General features: G+C 58.5%; 13 protein-coding genes. 3 read left to right on the top strand and 10 right to left on the bottom strand.

The window, feature by feature from the left end:
- Positions 1-91: 91 nt before the first annotated feature.
- The 3 genes from LZG00_06680 to LZG00_06670 form a co-directional block, all read right to left on the bottom strand.
- Positions 92-2200, bottom strand: coding sequence for a peptidoglycan -binding protein (locus LZG00_06680; GenBank protein ID MCF3593680.1), 2109 nt, complete (start codon positions 2198-2200; stop codon positions 92-94).
- 3 nt (positions 2201-2203) lie between these two features.
- Positions 2204-3436 carry a biopolymer transporter ExbB gene (locus tag LZG00_06675; protein MCF3593679.1) on the bottom strand — a complete coding sequence of 411 codons (1233 nt, stop codon included), beginning with the start codon at positions 3434-3436 and terminating at the stop codon, positions 2204-2206.
- A gap of 121 nt (positions 3437-3557) precedes the next feature.
- Positions 3558-4085, bottom strand: a complete 528-nt coding sequence (locus LZG00_06670; protein MCF3593678.1) for a gamma-glutamylcyclotransferase — start codon at positions 4083-4085, stop codon at positions 3558-3560.
- Positions 4086-4181: 96 nt separating this feature from the next.
- Between LZG00_06670 and LZG00_06665 the strand changes: the two genes are divergently transcribed.
- Positions 4182-5180 carry a DUF2125 domain-containing protein gene (locus LZG00_06665; GenBank protein MCF3593677.1) on the top strand — a complete coding sequence of 333 codons (999 nt, stop codon included), beginning with the start codon at positions 4182-4184 and terminating at the stop codon, positions 5178-5180.
- Between the two features lie 9 nt (positions 5181-5189).
- Here LZG00_06665 and LZG00_06660 read toward each other — a convergent pair whose 3' ends face one another.
- From LZG00_06660 to LZG00_06640, 5 genes are all read right to left on the bottom strand, one after another.
- Positions 5190-5807: a cell wall hydrolase gene (locus LZG00_06660; protein ID MCF3593676.1), complete on the bottom strand. Its 618-nt coding sequence runs from the start codon at positions 5805-5807 to the stop codon at positions 5190-5192.
- Between the two features lie 176 nt (positions 5808-5983).
- Positions 5984-8560 carry a pyruvate, phosphate dikinase gene (ppdK, locus tag LZG00_06655; protein ID MCF3593675.1) on the bottom strand — a complete coding sequence of 859 codons (2577 nt, stop codon included), beginning with the start codon at positions 8558-8560 and terminating at the stop codon, positions 5984-5986.
- Between the two features lie 261 nt (positions 8561-8821).
- A complete protein-coding gene (gene glyS, locus LZG00_06650) occupies positions 8822-11074 on the bottom strand; it encodes a glycine--tRNA ligase subunit beta (protein ID MCF3593674.1) in 2253 nt (750 codons plus the stop codon).
- A gap of 1 nt (position 11075) precedes the next feature.
- On the bottom strand, positions 11076-11633 hold the full coding sequence (locus LZG00_06645) for a DUF6446 family protein (GenBank protein MCF3593673.1): 558 nt from the start codon (positions 11631-11633) through the stop codon (positions 11076-11078).
- Complete coding sequence (locus LZG00_06640) at positions 11630-12574, bottom strand: glycine--tRNA ligase subunit alpha (GenBank protein ID MCF3593672.1); 945 nt, start codon at positions 12572-12574, stop codon at positions 11630-11632. Before LZG00_06640 ends, LZG00_06645 begins: the two co-directional genes overlap by 4 nt.
- A gap of 186 nt (positions 12575-12760) precedes the next feature.
- Here LZG00_06640 and LZG00_06635 point away from each other — a divergent pair, with 186 nt between their 5' ends.
- Together LZG00_06635 and LZG00_06630 are read left to right on the top strand one after the other, a co-directional pair.
- Positions 12761-14509 carry a trypsin-like peptidase domain-containing protein gene (locus LZG00_06635; GenBank protein ID MCF3593671.1) on the top strand — a complete coding sequence of 583 codons (1749 nt, stop codon included), beginning with the start codon at positions 12761-12763 and terminating at the stop codon, positions 14507-14509.
- A gap of 342 nt (positions 14510-14851) precedes the next feature.
- Entirely contained in the window at positions 14852-15190 is a 339-nt protein-coding gene (locus tag LZG00_06630; protein MCF3593670.1) for a hypothetical protein, read from the top strand.
- 159 nt (positions 15191-15349) lie between these two features.
- Here LZG00_06630 and LZG00_06625 read toward each other — a convergent pair whose 3' ends face one another.
- Together LZG00_06625 and LZG00_06620 are read right to left on the bottom strand one after the other, a co-directional pair.
- Complete coding sequence (locus LZG00_06625; GenBank protein MCF3593669.1) at positions 15350-16798, bottom strand: TrkH family potassium uptake protein; 1449 nt, start codon at positions 16796-16798, stop codon at positions 15350-15352.
- 105 nt (positions 16799-16903) lie between these two features.
- Positions 16904-17128, bottom strand: a complete 225-nt coding sequence (locus tag LZG00_06620) for a hypothetical protein (GenBank protein MCF3593668.1) — start codon at positions 17126-17128, stop codon at positions 16904-16906.
- Positions 17129-17160 lie beyond the last annotated feature (32 nt).

Here is a 17160-nt window from a genome sequence, read left to right as displayed (position 1 = left end):
CCGTTTCGCTAAAGCTCACCCTGCCCTTTGCCCAACTGACATTCAAATGCCGTTTTGATAAGTCCAAACAGCACTCGGGCCATGCGCGCCTTTAACGCTCGGTCAGCTTCAACTCAATTCGTCGATTCTGCGCACGGGCCTCGTCGCTGTTTCCCTCCGCCACGGGTTGAAACTCTCCAAAGCCATTTGCAGAAAGCCTCTCCGGCGGAATGGCCAGCGCATCAACCATGAAACGCACCACCGAAAGCGCCCGCGCCTGGCTCAACTCCCAATTGTCGGCAAATTCACCAAACCCCGAAAGCGGAGTATCGTCGGTATGGCCGTCGACCTGAATGACCCAGTCGATACCGTCGGGAATATCACGCGCCACCTCCTGTAACAGGCTCGCAACGCGGGCGATCTGTTCCTCGCCTGCGAAAGTCAGAGCCGCTTGCCCAGGCGGGAACAACACTTCCGAGGAAAAGACAAAGCGGTCACCGACGATGCGAACGCCTTCACGATTGCCCAGCACATCATGCAAGCGCCCAAAAAACTCGGAACGATACTTCTCCAAATTCTTGTTCTCGGCTTCAAGCCTGCGTTTTTCTTCCGCCAGCCTTTGGGCCTCGGCCTCTTCAAGTTGGCGCCGCTTGCGTTCTTCCGATACGGCGCGCGCCAACGCGGCGTTGAGATCCGAACCAAGAGACTGCAGCTGCACTTGGGCTGCCTGATCCCGCGCCTTATAGTCGTCCAACAACGCCTGAAGGCTGCCCAATTGTCCGCGCAGAGCCGCAACCTGTTGATTAAGCAAGGCTTGCTGGCGCTGCGCCTTTGTCGAAATATCTTTCTGGTTTGCCAGTTCGTCTTTCGCCGCCGACAAAAGCGCGGCGCGGGTCTCAGATTCCGTCAGGACACGCTCGGCTTGCTGCTCTGCCGCCAGTTTGGCCGCCAATGCGGCGCGCAATTGCTCCCTCAGAGCGTCACGATCTGCCCCTTTTGCATTTGCGGTTTCAATATCGGCCAGCGCAGCGACCAGCCTTGCCTCTAGTGCGGCACGTTCGGTTGCACTTTGATCGGCTAACGCGCTGATCTGGTTTTTTGAAGCAGCCAGCGCAGCTTCGGCCGCCGCCAGTTGATCTTCCAGACTGGCGCGGTTGGTTTCCAATGCCCTCTTTTCGTCAAGCGCATCGTCAAGCGCTGCCTGTACAGCGGCTAGTCGCGCCTCAAATTGCGACTGTTCCGATAGCTGGTTTTTCTCCGCCGAATCCAGCGCCCCTTTTGAGGCAGCCAAACGTGTTTCAAGCCCTGCGATATTCCTGTCTGCTTCGGCCAGAGCCGCCTCAAGAGCTGCAAGGCGTGCTTCATTGGCCGTCTGCGTGTTTTCGGCTTCCAACAAGGTCGCGGCAAGGCGCAAGTCGAGATCATCGCGGCTGGCCTCAGCAGCGGCAAGAAGGGTCAGCGTGTCTTCCGCGGCTTTACGCTGTTTTTCCAATGCAAGCGTCATGGAGGTCAGTTCGGCATCAGCCTCCTTCAGCTTTTCGCGCAGCGCCTCGGCGGCGGCGGCCTCGACCAACCTTCCGGCTTCTTCATCGCTCAGCCGCTCTTCAAGCCCAGATTTCTCGCTTTGCAAATCAGCGACCAGCGCTTCGAGGGCATTCCGCCTGGCCGCAGCCAGCCTTGCGGCTTCGACCCCGGCGTCGATTTCACTGCGCGCTTGGGCAAGCGCGAGGTTCAGCGCTTCCTGCTCGCTCAGAAGCGTAGTTTGGCGCGCTTCAAGGTCCGAAATCGTTGAGCGATCCGCATTCTGCGCAGCCAAGAGCCCGGCCACCTGTTCTTCGAAGCTGGCAATACGGCCCTGAGCCTGCTCCAGCGCTGCGTCCTGCGCTCTGCGCTCGGCTGTAAGCGAGGCAATCAGCGCGGCCTGCTGTGCGGCCTGATCCCGCGCGTTGTCAATCGTCGCCGAAAGCTCACCAACCCGGTTTTCAAGCCCCTCGGAGCGGCGTTGTTCCAACCCCAGCGCATCGGCTAACGCTGCCACCTCGCCAGCAAGCGCATCAAGTTCGTTCTCTTGGCCGCTGATGGTTTCACGAAGAACGGACTGCACCACCATAAAGATCGTCAGCACGAACATCAGCACCAACAACAAGCCAGTCATCGCGTCAACAAAACCCGGCCAGATCGAAGCTTGAAACCGTTGCCCAGAGCGCCGCGACAGGGCCATGGATCAGCCCTCCTCGCGCGTCGACGTGTCGCCGGAAGTGTGTAGCGGATGTGACTTTGCTCCGCGCGGCCTGTTTTTCGACGGATCGCTCAGCACCCGCACGAGCGCGTTGATATCAGTGCGCAACTCAGCCATGGTTTCTTGTCGCCCGGCGCTGATCTCTTCCAGAATGCGCAGCATCTGGACGTCGATCGACCGCAGACGCATGCGGCTTTCGGCGTCGATCCCGGCTTCACCCGCGCCCGTTCTGGTTCGGCGAATCTCTTCCAGAATCGCCTCCTGCCCCTCGGCCACGCGCATGAGCGCAGAATTAACCGGATTTTGATCACTCATCCGATAGGTCATGCGTTCGATCGCGTCGGCCAAATGGCCCAACTTCTCATCAACCATCGCCCGGCTAACATCAGATTGGGTGAACATCTGCTGCAGTTCTTCCATCTGTTCGGCCATGTTATCAACGACCCCGGCGATAATGGAATGCTCTGCACCGTCACCATCACCCGTGGAAAACCCCAGCCGGGTAATCGAAGATAACCATTCTTCCAATTCGCGGTAAAACCGGTTCTGCCCATGCCCCGCAAACAGCTCCAGAAGCCCCACGATAAGCGACCCGGCAAGCCCCAGCAGTGAGCTGGCAAAGGCCACACCCATGCCCCCCAGTTGCGCCTCTAAACCCGTCATCAGCCGACTGAACACCTCGACACCGCCTTCGCCCTCACGCGGAGCCAGCGAACGGATCGTATCAACCAACGCAGGAATTGTAGTGGCCAGCCCATAGAACGTGCCCAGCAATCCGAGGAAGATCAGCATGCTGACAAGGTAGCGGGTGATCTCACGTTCTTCATCTATACGGGTTGCTACGGAATCGAGGATTGAACGGGCGGAGCTCGACGATATCTGCATCCTCGCGCCACGCGAGCGAAGCAGAGTTGCGAGCGGTGCAAGAAGCTGTGGCGCACGCACGCCTTCGGCCTCGGCCCGCCCGCCAGCAAAGGCTTCGATCCAGCGCACCGAGCGGCTTATCTGATAGACCTGCCAAAAACAGGCAAACATCCCGATGATGAAAACGAACCCGATGAAACCGTTAAGATAGGGGTTGGCCAGAAACACCGGCAATACCCGCGGCAAGGCAAAGAACACGCCAACACCAGAGAGCGCCAGCACGATGAGCATCATCACGATCTGACGAACGGGGTGGGAAAATTGCGGCTCGGCCTCGAGGTCCGGCTGGTCCATCGCGGCACAGCTCCTGACACGTTGTTTCTTTGCATTCGATGATAAGGGTAAGAGACGGACAAGCCAAGGAAAAGCGTTCACGCCATCAAGGTCGCATCACGCGCATGCTTGGTTGCGTTGATCACAGCATGACGCGCACACGCCGGGCTAGCCAATCAATCTCAGGGTCGATTATCCCTAGTTCTGTGAGATGGGACTGCGTGTTCAAAAGATATTCATGGTTTGGCCCCATGCCGCCCTCTGCGCGGGCGATGATCTGAGCCTGTTCCTCCAGATCAAGCCCGCCGCAATACTGCACGTGATCAGGATCGACGACATAGGCCAGAGCCTCTTCGATTCGCCCATCGGCTAGGATAACCTGCAGCCGCTTTTCCAGATATGCCGAAGAGATCAACTCGCGCTCACGCAGGTAGTCCAGTACTGCAGCCTCCTGCCCGCTTTGCACCCTGAGCGCGACACCTTCGCAAACATGGTCTTCATATTCATCAAGCGCCAGCACAAGGCCGGGGTTGTCTGTTGTGCCGCGATGATGGATCGAGCGCATACAGAAGGTCCGAGCATAGCCGGGTAACCGAGCGATGCTGCGTTCTGCCGTTTCAAACCCTGGGTTCCAGATAAGCGATCCGTAACCAAATACCCACATGGCCATGTCGCAGGTCCTCTCCCAGTTTCCCCGGTTAACACTTCCCCCGGCTTGCACCGCCTTGTAAACACCAAGGCGCGTCGGCTTGAAAGAGGGCTTTGCATGAAACGTTTGCTTGTTATCATCCTTGTTGGCGCAGCGCTCTGGGCTGGCTATTGGTATGTGGCAGCGCAAGGCGCACGGGCAGGCTTCGAAGCTTGGTTCGAAACACGCCGCGCCGAGGGCTGGCAGGCAGACTATGCTTCGCTAGAGATCAAAGGCTTTCCCAACCGGGTAGACACGACCTTTGAGAAGCCGATGCTGGCTGATCCGGAAACCGGCCTGGCATGGGCAGCTCCGTTTTTTCAGATCTTCGCACTAACCTACAAACCCAACCACATCATCGCCGTTTGGCCAAAATCTCAGCAGTTTTCGACCCCGAATGCGAAATATGACATCGCCAGCGAAAATATGCGTGCGAGTCTGGTGATGGCTGCGGAATCAAATCTGCCACTGGAACGCGCCAACCTCGTTGCCGACGCAATGGCGATCAGCACGGGCGACACTATTGTGACGCTGGAAAGCATTCAGGTTGCTGTTTCCCGGCTCGAAGGAGCGACGGGGGACTACCGTTTTGCGCTGAACGCTGATGGGGTCATCCCGCCCCAGCCCTCTGGCGTCACTTTGCGCACGGGCGGCACCCTGCCGCGCCAGCTTGATGCGCTGCGCGCCGATATGTCGGTGAAGTTCACCCGCCCCTGGGACTTGCGCGCGCTGGAACAACAACGCCCGCAACCCGCGCGCATTCAGGTGAGGTTAGCCGAAGCGAAATGGGGCGCGCTCGAACTGGCCTTGGCCGGCACACTTGAAATTGACGATGCCGGGCGGCCCACAGGACGGCTGACGATCAAAGCACGCAATTGGCGCGACATCATTGCGATCATACGCCAGATGGGTTGGCTTTCCGAGCGCTTGGTGGGCCATGCCGAACAGGCCCTGTCTCTGGCGGCGCAGCTTTCCGGCAACTCCGAAACGCTCGACCTGCCGCTGGATTTCAAAGATGGCGCCGTGACGCTCGGCCCGATTCCGTTAGGGCCGTCACCGCGGATCCGTTTGCGGTAAAGTGTCGCGTCAGTTCTGCGACAGGCGGGTCGGACTACGGTAGAAATGGTGCACGCCGATGGTAGCGGTCCGGGTAAATTTGCGCGACCATTTCGGGCGCACAGCCTTGGTGTGATAGTAGGTCGCACCACTGGTCAAGGGACGCGGAGCACCGGTAAGCATCGTCTTGGCAATCTTGCCCACACGTGAGAAGGCCGCCGGTTCGTTGATCACTTCGCCATGACCATCACAGGTATAAGTGAACTGACAGGCATATTTTCGCCCCGTGCCCTGTTTGATGACACCGCAGATCGAATTTGGGAAATGGCGGCTATCAACCCGGTTGAGGATCACTTCCGCCACCGCAAATTGGCCCTTGATGCTTTCACCGCGCGCCTCAAAATAGAGTGCCTCGGCAAGACAGCGCCATTGCGCCCCACCTGTTGCCTTTGGCTGAGCGGCAACCCAATTTTGACTATAGGTAACCGATCCCGCTGAATTCGGACGCTTCAGCAAGGAATCGAGTTGATCAGATGGGATCATCCCAAGCGCACGCTTTTCCTTGCTGACAAGTTGTTTCACCGAAGTGTCGGCTTGCGCAGGCAAGCTTAGGCCAACACCGATCAGCAGCGTCAGAACAATCCGCATTTTCTTGCCCCCAAGCAACGTCAAGCTTTGGATCAGAAGACCCCGTTAAAGCACGGGTTTTAATCGAATTTTCACATTTCGTCCAGTAGAGGTGATTCGTCGCATTCTGCCAAGGCGGCGTTTGCGCCGCAGGCGCTATGGCGCGCCGCCAAGTATTGGAGCCAGGACGTTCATGACTACCGTATCTTGTCGCTCACAGCGAGCTGTGCCGCAGCCAGCCGCGCCACCGGAACGCGGAAAGGAGAACAGGATACATAGTCAAAACCGGCATTTCGGCAGAATGCTATTGATTCGGGGCTGCCGCCATGTTCGCCACAGATTGACAAGGTCAGATCCGGACGCACCGCGCGCCCACGCTCCGCCGCAATAGTCAAGAGTTCTCCAACGCCGTCCGTATCCAGTGTATGGAACGGATCTTCTGGATAGACCCCTTGTTGCACATAAGTTGACATGAACCGCCCTGCGTCATCACGCGATAGACCATAGGTCATCTGGGTCAAGTCGTTGGTGCCGAAACTGAGAAACGCACTGTGCGGTGCGATTTCGCCCGCCCTAAGCGCCGCCCTCGGAGTTTCGACCATAACGCCCAGACGATAAGTGAAGTTGTGACCGGTCTCGTTGCGCACCGCAGCGGCAACAGCATCAACCCGGGCTTTGACAATCTCGACCTCGCGCTTGGCTGAAACCAGCGGGATCATGATTTCGGGAACCACTTGGGCGCCCTCTCGGCTGGCTTCAATTGTCGCCTCAAAGATTGCACGCGCCTGCATGTCGTAGATCTCGGGCATTGTGACCCCAAGACGCACGCCGCGCATGCCCAGCATGGGGTTGTATTCGCTCAAAGCTTCCACCCGCCGCGTCACGTCCGACAAGGGAAGATCGAGCGCTTCCGCCAATTCACGGTGTCCCGCACGATCATGTGGAAGGAATTCATGCAAGGGCGGGTCGAGCAGGCGGATGCAGACTGGTTGACCACTCATGATCCGAAAAAGCTCGGTGAAGTCGGCGCGCTGCATCGGTAAAAGCCGATCTAATGCGGCACGGCGATCCTCGGAGGTGTCGGCAAAGATCATCTCGCGCATCACCACCAGTCGATCCTGTTCAAAGAACATATGCTCGGTGCGGCAAAGTCCGATCCCTTCAGCCGCAAAATTGCGGGCGGTCTGGGCGTCGGTCGGCGTGTCGGCATTGGCGCGCACCTTGATGTCACGCACATCATCAGCCCACGACATCAGAGTTTGAAATGCGTCGTCCTGAGTGGTTTCGAGCAAAGGCGGTTCGCCGGCCAACACCTGACCGTGGGTGCCGTCGATGGTGATCAGGTCGCCTTCCCGAAACGACCGGCCGTCGGGCGCAATCAATACCTTCTTGCCAAGCTGAAACTGCATGGCTGAAACCCCAACAACACAGGGTAGCCCCATGCCGCGCCCAATTACCGCCGCATGCGAGCTCATGCCGCCGCGTTCGGTTAGAACCGCAGCGGCCGCATGCATGCCGCGGATGTCCTCGGGAGAAGTTTCACGCCGCACCAAGACACAGGCCTCGCCACGTGCAGCGCTGGCTTGTGCTTCGGCTGCCGAAAAGACAATCCTACCACAGGCTGCACCGGGGCTGGCGGCAATACCACTGGCCAACACGTCGCGCTTGGCGGCAGGATCGACCTGCCGGTGCAAGAGCTCATTGAGAGCGCGCGGCTCTATCCGCATCAAAGCCTCGTCGTTCGAGATGATGCCATCCTCGGCTAACCGCACTGCGATCCGCACCGCCGCCTGGGCCGAACGCGGGACGCGCACACCATCAAGCAACCAGACCTTTCCGTTTTCTATAGTGAATTCAACCTGCATTTCTTCGCGCAGACGCTGACGCATCAGTCGGGTATGCGCGATGAGATCGGCAAATGCCTGAGGTGCCAATTCTTCAAGCGAAGGCCCACGCTGATCGCGTTCGAGAAAGAGCGATGCCTCGCCCTTCAGAGCATCGCGCCCCTGACTCTGGCTTAGATAGCGCCCGGTCATGAGTTCGAGTCCGGTTTGCGAATTGACCAGTTGGACCACACCGGAACCACATTCACCTTGTCCGAAGCCCAACGCCATGCGCTGTACCACCAGCCCGAGACCTGCGCTGGCGGGCGCCCCCTTGGCCTGGCGCAATATCCGAGCCGTGGTGCTTTCCCACGCGCGCGCCATCGAACGCAATACCGCAGCAAGCTGAACCGCCGGATCTTGCGGGAACACTTCCTCTGCCTCACTTTCATAGAGCGCCAAGGCCTCGGAAAGTCCCTTTTTTCCCGTTTCTGTCAGGTCGTCGAACACATCCGGATCAAGCCGAGCGACATGGATGGCATAGGCCTGCACAAACCGCATATAGAGCGTTGCCGCCGCCTCTGGCCCCAGCAGATCAGCCAGTTCCACATAAGCGGCATCATTCATCCCAATATTCAACACAGCCCCCGGCCCACCCCAATCGGGGTCTTCGGACGAGGGGCGCACGCACAATAGCGGTGTCGAACCGAATGGTTCCAGCAACGCCTGCATATTTGGCATGGTTCCGGCTGCGATCCGGTGTACTGCCTTAAAGGAAAGCGCCACCGTCTCAGGCACAGGCAGATCAAGTCGCACCAAACGTTGAAGGCATTTTGCCCGCCCACCATGTGTCGCCGGTGTTATCGGCGCGCTGGGCGTTATCACGGTTATATTCTTGTCGTCTTGCTGCACTGCGGCACCCTCTGGAATGCGCGCAGCATACGCCCGCATTCCATTCTTACAAGGGGCAAGCCCACGGCGTTCTGAAATGATGACGATGAAGTTGTCTCATGCCCCAAGGGTGCCACTCTATAAGCCCCCAAGGGTGCCACTCTATAAGACGGCAATCTGCGCCACGGGTTCAACTCATCGCATGGACCAGCATCTTTTGGGGCGGATGTCTGGTTTGACACGATGGTCCACCGATGTGACTGTCGGGCTACCAAACCGATGACGCAGGTGGCCCGCCGCAAAGGCGGCGAGGCCAGCTTCTTAGCTCTGAATCTTGTCGAGATCCGCCACGCGCAAACAGATTGTGCGAATGCGCGACAGCAGGTTGAGCCGATTGCGCCGCAGCACTTGATTGTCAGCATTGACCTGCACGGTCTCGAAGAACGCATCGATCGGGCCACGCAAACCGGCCATTCCGGCCATCGCGGCAGCAAAATCCTCGGCCTGCATCGCGGCATCGATTTGGGTTTGTGCGGCATCGAGCGCGGCAAAAAGTGCCTTTTCCTCTTCGGTTTCTGCAAATTTCACATCTGCACCAAAGCTGTATTCGACACCGTCTTTTTCTTCTGCCTGTGACAGGATGTTATTTGCACGCTTGTAGCCTTGCAAAAGATTGTCGCCGTCATCCGTCTTGAGGAACGCGCCCAGAGCCTCGGCCCGTTTGACCAGCATGGTCAGATCCCCACCACCGTCCAAGCCGAGACACGCATCGATCACATCATGTCGAAGCCCTTGATCGCGCAGATAAACCTTGAGCCGGTCATGGAAGAAGGCCAAAAGATCGCTGGAGAGCTCTGGTATGTCATTGCCCACTGCGCGCAGAAGCGAGCCATCGCCGGTATCGGGCGCGCCGTCGCGGGTCTCTATCCTGTCGAGCACAGAGTGAAATGCAGCGCCGAAAACGCCATGCTCGGAAATCTCGTCGATGATCTCTTCCAGCGTGTCAATCTCGCCGCTCATAGCCTTGACGCGGTTAAGCCCAATCTTGTGCAATACCAGATGGGCATCAATCACCTGATCGAGCTTGAGCCGCAATTCGCCGGAAAGAATAATCCGGATCACCCCCAATGCCGCGCGTCGCAGCGCAAATGGGTCTTTGGAACCGGTGGGTTTTTCATCAATTGCCCAGAACCCCGTCAGAGTGTCGAGCTTGTCTGCCAGCGCCACTGCGCGCGAGACCGCACCTTCGGGCACATCATCGGACGGGCCGAGCGGCGAATAGTGTTCCTCGGCAGCCTTGGCGACCTCGGCGGGAAGGCCGGCAGCTTCGGCATAGTAGCGGCCCATGAGCCCTTGCAATTCAGGGAATTCATAGACCATTTCCGAGCTAAGATCGGCCTTGGCCAGCTTTGCTGCCTGCTCGGTCAGGTCTGGGTCAGCACCGGTCTGAGGCGCCAGCGCACGAGCCAGTCGGGCAATGCGAGCAATGCGCGCCGCTTGGGTACCAAGCTGGCGCTCGAACGTTACATTGTCGAGCTTGTCGAGCCACGCGCCCATGCCCGAACGGGCCACCCGCAGGTCATTTTCCCAGAAGAATTTCGCATCCGACAATCGCGCCGACAGCACCTTTTTATTGCCCGCCAGAATGGTCGCGCCCTGATCGGCGGTTTCGATATTGGCGACGGTGACAAAGCGTTCGATGCGACCGGTCTTGGGGTTCTTGACCGAGAAGAACTTCTGATGTTCCTTCATCGAGGTTTGCAGCACCTCCGAAGGCAGGTCAAGAAACTCGGCCCCGATCTCGCCCATCAGCACCACAGGCCATTCCACCAAGCCTGAAACTTCGGCCAGAAGCCCTTTATCTTCAACCACTTCGAGGCCAGAGGCAAAGGCCATGTTGGTCGCGTCCTGCCAGATGTGATCGGCGCGCTCACCAGCGTCCAGAATGACGTGATCCCGTTTGAGCTTGGCCGCGTAATCGTCGTAGCCAGTGACGGCAAAGGGGGCACCCCCCATGAAGCGGTGGCCCTGTGTGACCTTGCCCGCAGTAATTCCATCAAGGTTGAAAGGGACAATTTCCGCCCCCTCTTCCGTCGTCAGGATACACAGGATCGAATGCAATGGGCGCACCCAGCGCAGGCTGCCTGCGCCCCAGCGCATGGACTTGGGCCACGGGAAATTGCGGATGGTCCTTTCCAGCACCTCGGCAACGATATCCTCGGCCTGGCGGCCGGGCTTTTCTATGGTGGCAAAGAACACATTACCCTTGGGGGTTTCGCGTTCCTCAAGTTGATCGCGATTGAGCCCTGCCCCGCGCAGAAAGCCTTCGATCGCCTTTTGTGGTGCATCCGTACGGGGGCCTTTGCGCTCCTCGCGCACGGTCGGGCTTTGCGCCAGCAAGCCATCAACTGCCAACACCAAACGCCGTGGTGTCGAAAACGCATGAGCGCCACCATAGGTCAGGCCGACCTCGACCATACCATCAGTCATCAATTGCTTCAGATCCGCAGCGGCGCGCGCCTGCATGCGGGCGGGAATTTCCTCGGAAAAGAGTTCGATCAGGAGATCAGGCATGTCATTCGCTTTCCGGTCCGACGGTGTCGGGTTTGGTCTGGTGTGGGGGTGGTGGGCAGCCGTCGGGTGCGGGCTGGCCATCGAAAACCTTTTCGCCGCAATGATTTATCTGATGCCAAACGTAGCCGCGCCCGTCGGGCAGGACGGCAATCACGCGGTCGATGCCATATTCAATGTTGGTCTGTCCGAGAAAGGCCAGTGCCTCGTCGTCTTCCAGCGCTCGTCCAATCGCGACGGCATCAAAACAATCAAACCAGCCGGGGCCGACCAACGGCACCGCGTCGTCGTAAGGTTCATAGGTTTCCGACATCATCGCCAGACTCTGGCTGGTGGTGAAACAGGCGCGATAGCGGAGCGGTGAGGAACTGGCATCGATCGCCTTGAAGTCCTCATAGAGGATGGGTTCAGGCACGCCGCCCGCCATGGTCGTGAGCATGACATCATCACTGCCACGCGCGCTCACCTCGTCATAGAAGGCGTAGACCTGCAAATAATATATCGCGGCCCCGGCGATTGCGGCCAAAATCAAGATAACACTCCCTACCAGCTTTCCGCTCATGCCTCGGCGCTCTCGGCCACATAGCCGCCTGCTTCCGTCTGCACAAAGGCATCGGCGCAGGCCTTGGCAAGCGTGCGGACTCGGCCGATATAGGCCTGACGCTCGGTCACGGAGATCACGCCGCGGGCATCCAAAAGGTTAAAAATGTGTGAAGCCTTGATGCATTGGTCATAGGCGGGATGCGCCATGACGATGCGTTTGCCGGTTTTCGGATCGACATGATCCTGATCGAGAATCGAGCGACATTCGGCTTCGGCTTCTTCGAACTGCTTCAGAAGCACATCCGTATTGGCCACATCAAAGTTCCAACGCGAATACTCCTGCTCTGTCTGACGAAACACATCGCCATAGCTGAGCGCAATCGGCGCATCCGGTGCGTTGAACGGCATGTCCATCACATGGTCGATGCCCAGAACATACATCGCGAGACGTTCAAGGCCGTAGGTCAGCTCACCCGAGACCGGATGACAATCATGCCCACCAACCTGTTGAAAATAGGTAAACTGCGAGACCTCCATGCCATCGCACCACACTTCCCAGCCCAAACCCCATGCGCCGAGAGTGGGTGATTCCCAGTCGTCCTCGACAAAACGGATGTCGTGCAGCGCCATGTCGATTCCGATGGCTTCGAGCGATCCGAGATAGAGTGCCTGAAGATCGGGCGGCGAGGGTTTGATCATCACCTGGTATTGATAATAGTGCTGAAGGCGATTGGGGTTCTCGCCATAGCGTCCGTCAGTGGGCCGCCGCGATGGCTGCACATAGGCAGCAGCCCAAGGGCGCGTGCCGAGCGAGCGCAGCGTGGTGGCGGGATGGAACGTACCGGCGCCCACCTCCATGTCATAAGGCTGCAAGACTGCGCAGCCCTTTTCGGCCCAGTAGCTTTGCAGTCGCAGGATGATCTCCTGAAAGCTGCGAGGTTTGGCCAGCTGAGATGCCATATTGCGCCCTTGTTTCCTTGTCAGATGATAAATCGCGCCATGCTTACTGGCGAGGCACGGCAGGGTCAATTGCACGCTCACGCATTATTTGGGTGCAAGGCGCGGGGGATTTGATAAAAGACCCTGCAAACTCAACGTGCAAACCACATCAGACAGGCGCGAATGGCCAGGGGCAATACGAGAACGATGACAAGAATTTTTTCAACGGTACTGCTGATACTTCTCTTCAATCTCAAAGCGGTTCATGCCCAACAGGATATCGCCTGGGTGCAAATCGAGGCGCATCCGAGCCTGGCCACCGCGCAAAGCCGACTTCGCGACTATGCCGGACGGCTGGCGGATGTGAACGGATTTTCGCTTGGCGGCGGCTGGTACGGGATCGTGCTGGGCCCTTATACGCGCGATGATGCGCAACGGGTGTTGAACGTCTATCGCTCGGAACGTGAGATCCCGGGTGACAGTTTCATCGCTTTTTCCAGTGCCTTCCGACAGCAATTCTGGCCAGTGGGGGCGAACCTGCTGAACCTGCCGCAAGCAACGGAACCGCAAGTGGATAACACCCCGCTGGCCGCACAGACGCCAGAGGCGGACGCGGTACCACAGCAGATTGAACCTGCCGACGAAACCCCGCGCGAGGCGCGCCAGAGCGAAGCCGAGTTGAGCCGCGAGGAACGCATGCACCTTCAGGTGATGTTGCAATGGGCCGGTCATTATCAGGGCGCTATCGACGGCGCCTTTGGGCGCGGCACGCGTGGCTCGATGGCCAGTTGGCAAGAGGCCAAGGGGTTCGAGGCGACCGGCATTCTGACCACCAAGCAGCGTGCGGCTTTACGTAAGGATTACAACGCTGTGCTCGAAGGGCTTGATCTGCGATCAGTTGCCGACACAACCGCCGGAATCGAGATGCAGGTGCCTTTGGGTGTGGTGCAGTTCAGCAAATACAGCCCGCCTTTTGCCCATTTCGACCCAACGGGGGACGTTTCGGCGCAGGTCCTGATGATCAGTCAGCAGGGCGATCAGAACACGCTCTATGGGCTGTACGATATCATGCAAACGCTTGAGATTGTGCCCGAAGCAGGACCGCGCGAACGCAAGAAGGACTCCTTTGTTCTGATCGGGGAAGGCAGCGATTTCGTTTCCCATACCGAGGCGCGGCTGGAAGGTGGCATGGTCAAGGGTTTCACCTTGGTCTGGCCCGCCGGTGATGAGGAACGCCGGACCCGGATTTTGGGAGAAATGCAGAGTAGTTTCAAGAGCTTGGAAGGTGTCATGGACCCGGCGGCCGGTACCGGCAACGAGCAAGACATCGATCTGGTTGCGGGGCTGGAAATACGCCGCCCCAAGCTGTCGCGCTCGGGGTTTTATGTCGATGGACGCGGCACGGTCGTGACCACGGCACAAGCGGTGCAGACATGCAGCAAGATCACGCTGGATGACGATTACGAGGCCGAAGTGTTGATGAACGACGCAACCCGCGGCATTGCCGTTCTGCGTGCCACCCAAGAGCTTGCTCCGGCCTCGGTCGCGACGCTGCGGGTCGGTGCACCGCGGTTGCAATCGGACGTTGCCGTGTCGGGGTTCTCTTATGAGGGGGTCTTGGGTGCGCCGACGCTAACTTTTGGAAAGCTTAGTGATGTCAAAGGCTTGAACGGAGAATCCGAATTGAAACGGCTGGCATTGAATGCCTTGCCAGGAGATGCGGGCGGGCCGGTTTTCGATGATGGTGGCGCGGTGATGGGAATGCTGTTGGAGCAATCAGAAGGCACACGAAAATTGCCCGAAGACGTAAGCTTTGCAATGGATTCCGACGCTATTCGCGACGTTTTGACCTCCGCCGGAGTTACCGTGTCGCAGGCCAGCCCGAGCGGATTCGTAGAGCCCGAAGACCTGTCCCGACAGGCCGAGGGTATGACCGTGCTGGTGAGCTGCTGGTAAAGGTTTCCCAACCGTCGCGTTCCAAAGGGTTAACGGTGCCGTATGGCCGAAAAAACGGGGGGTGACTCGCGGCTGCCAGACGGCTGCCGCGTGGCTGCCATGCGATGACGTCTGTTTTTACCCTTCGTTAAGTTAACTGACCGTACGGTGGGCTGCATGGGCGGAGTTTCAGAAGATAGCGCGGGCGTTTCAAATTCACTAAAATCCTTAGCAGTTCCTCCGCCCGGATTAACCTTTTCGCAAGGCTTGCCAAGCACCCTGGGCAACATGCGTGAAGGCGCATCCCGTAGAAGTCGGCTCGGCAAGGGGTTGGGCAAACGGGTGAGCGAGGAGACCAGTTTCATGTTCAAGACAGCATGCGCCGCCTTGGCGCTGATGGCGGCGGCCCTGTTCCCGGTTCTGGCGGGTGCAAGCGGTTTGAAGGCCCCGCAGACGGGCCCTTTGAAATTGAAGGTGATCGAGATCCAATCCGTTCGAACGACACCGGGGGTAATGCCACCTGCCAACCATCAGGGCCAGTGGTGGACCCATCCGGCGGGCTGTCAGTATTCCCGCGCGGGGCGTCCCGGCGAGATTGTCTGGTTTCTCACCTCGCTGCCGAAGGGAGCGCGCTGTCCTGAGTTCATTCAACAGAAGGCGACCGATCATATCTATCGCCCCCCCTATATGATCGACGGATGAGTCCCACGATTGCCCCGCAAAAATGCGCCCCCTTACGCCGTCAGTTTGGGAGGCATGCGGACGCGGCATTGGTCTCATTCGCTTCGGCAAGCGCGGCCAGAAAATTACCGGCGTCGCTGTTCATACGCCAAAGGGGCGTGTTTTGACGTCCGACCATGGTCAGACCCTCCAGAATCCCACCGTGAAGAGGGCAAAAACCACCATGAGTTCGAGGCGGCCGATGAACATGGCGAAGCTGAGGATCCATTTGGCGGAGTCGTTGAGGGTCGAAAAATTGCCTGCGGGGCCAATGGTATCCCCAAGGCCCGGGCCGATATTGCCGATCGCCGTGGCAGCACCGGAAAGCGAGGTGACAAAATCGAGCCCCGTCAGTGAAAGTGCAACTGCGACAAGACCCAGTGTAACCGTGAAGAAGACGAAGAAGGACATGACCGAATTGAGCACGTCCTCGGTAATCGGGCGACCATCATAATGCGGAGGAAAGACGCCATGGGGATAGGCAGTGCGCTTGACCTGAGTACGTATCGAGGAAAACAGGATCTGATAGCGAAATATCTTGACCGAACAGGTGGTTGACCCGGCGCAGCCGCCGATCAACCCGACAAAGAAGAACATCGCAATCAGAAAGGCACCCCATTTCATGTAATTCACGGACGAGAAGCCGGTTCCCGAAATGATCGAGGTGATATTGAAAAGCCCCTCGCGGATAGCTTGCTCCCAATGGTGCGGGAAGATCGAGGTGAGCACCAGCGCCGTGACCAGAACCAGAAAGGCGATTGTTAATAGAAAGGCGCGCACCTGAGTGTCGCGATACAGCGGCGTGGCATGGCCATTGAGCAGTTGAACGTAGCGAACGAAGGGTAGCGCCGCCAGAATCATGAAGACCGAAGCCGCGTATTCTATCGGCCCCGAAAAGGTTTCGAATGAGGCATCGTAATTGGCAAACCCGCCCGTGGATACAGTGGTCAGCGCATGCACCGTGGCATCAAAAGGGTTCATCCCAAGGATGAGATAGGTAACTGTGCATAGCAATGTGATGCCAACGTAGATCACCGAAATCTGGCCCGAAATCTGGGTGGCACGGGGCAGGATTTTGCCCATTGTTTCAAAGGCCTCGGAGCGAAAAATCTGCATACCGCCGACCCGCAGCTCTGGAAGGAACACCATCGCCACGACAATGATGCCGATGCCACCCAGCCATTGCAGGATGCCACGCCAAAGCAGAATGCCCTTGGGCATGTCGTCAAGCCCGGTAAACACTGTGGAACCGGTGGTGGTAAGGCCCGACATCGCCTCAAAAAACGCATCAACAAAGCGGGCGTCAGTATGACCCAGCATGAAGGGTAAGGCGCCGAAAAGGGGCAGCGCCACCCAGACCCCCGAGGTCAGAAGAAAGGTTTGCTGAATGCTCAGCCCCTGCTGGGTGCCATTCTGGCACGACAGCGCGATCAGCCCGCCGGTGAGGAAGGTCAGCACAGCGGATTCGGCAAAGACGGGCCAATGCTCGCGCCCTTCTGCCAAATCGACGGCAAGGGGCAAAAGCATGGCCAGCCCGAGCGCTGCCACCAGCAAACCAATCACATATCCGACGGGGCGCAGATCAAACATGAGGCGAAGCGTTGGGCTGCGCGGCGCGCGCTGTCAAGCCGCTTTGCCAACGCATGATCGCCAAAAACCGGGGCGCAAACCCCGGCGCTGCGCAGGCCGAGAGGCCTAGATGTGGATCAGGTCGCGGAAGACGTAGTGCACGATCTGATCGCGCTTGATGCCCATTGCGGCCAGTTCGGCGTCAGAGCGGCTTTCGAGCGCCTCGATTTCAGAGCGGCGTGATCTTGCATCGGCATGGGCCATGATGCCGCGCGAAATTGATGCCAATGCGCGACGGTAGCCCGAGCGGATGTTATCGGAGAACGTGAACTGCGATGTAAAGTCGGCCATTTTGGAAACCTTTCCAATGAAGTGCGGTTTGG

It is taken from the genome of Rhodobacteraceae bacterium LMO-JJ12, assembly GCA_021555075.1.
Classification (GTDB): Bacteria; Pseudomonadota; Alphaproteobacteria; order Rhodobacterales; family Rhodobacteraceae; genus JAKGBX01.
This window is presented reverse-complemented; position numbering and strand designations above follow the sequence as displayed.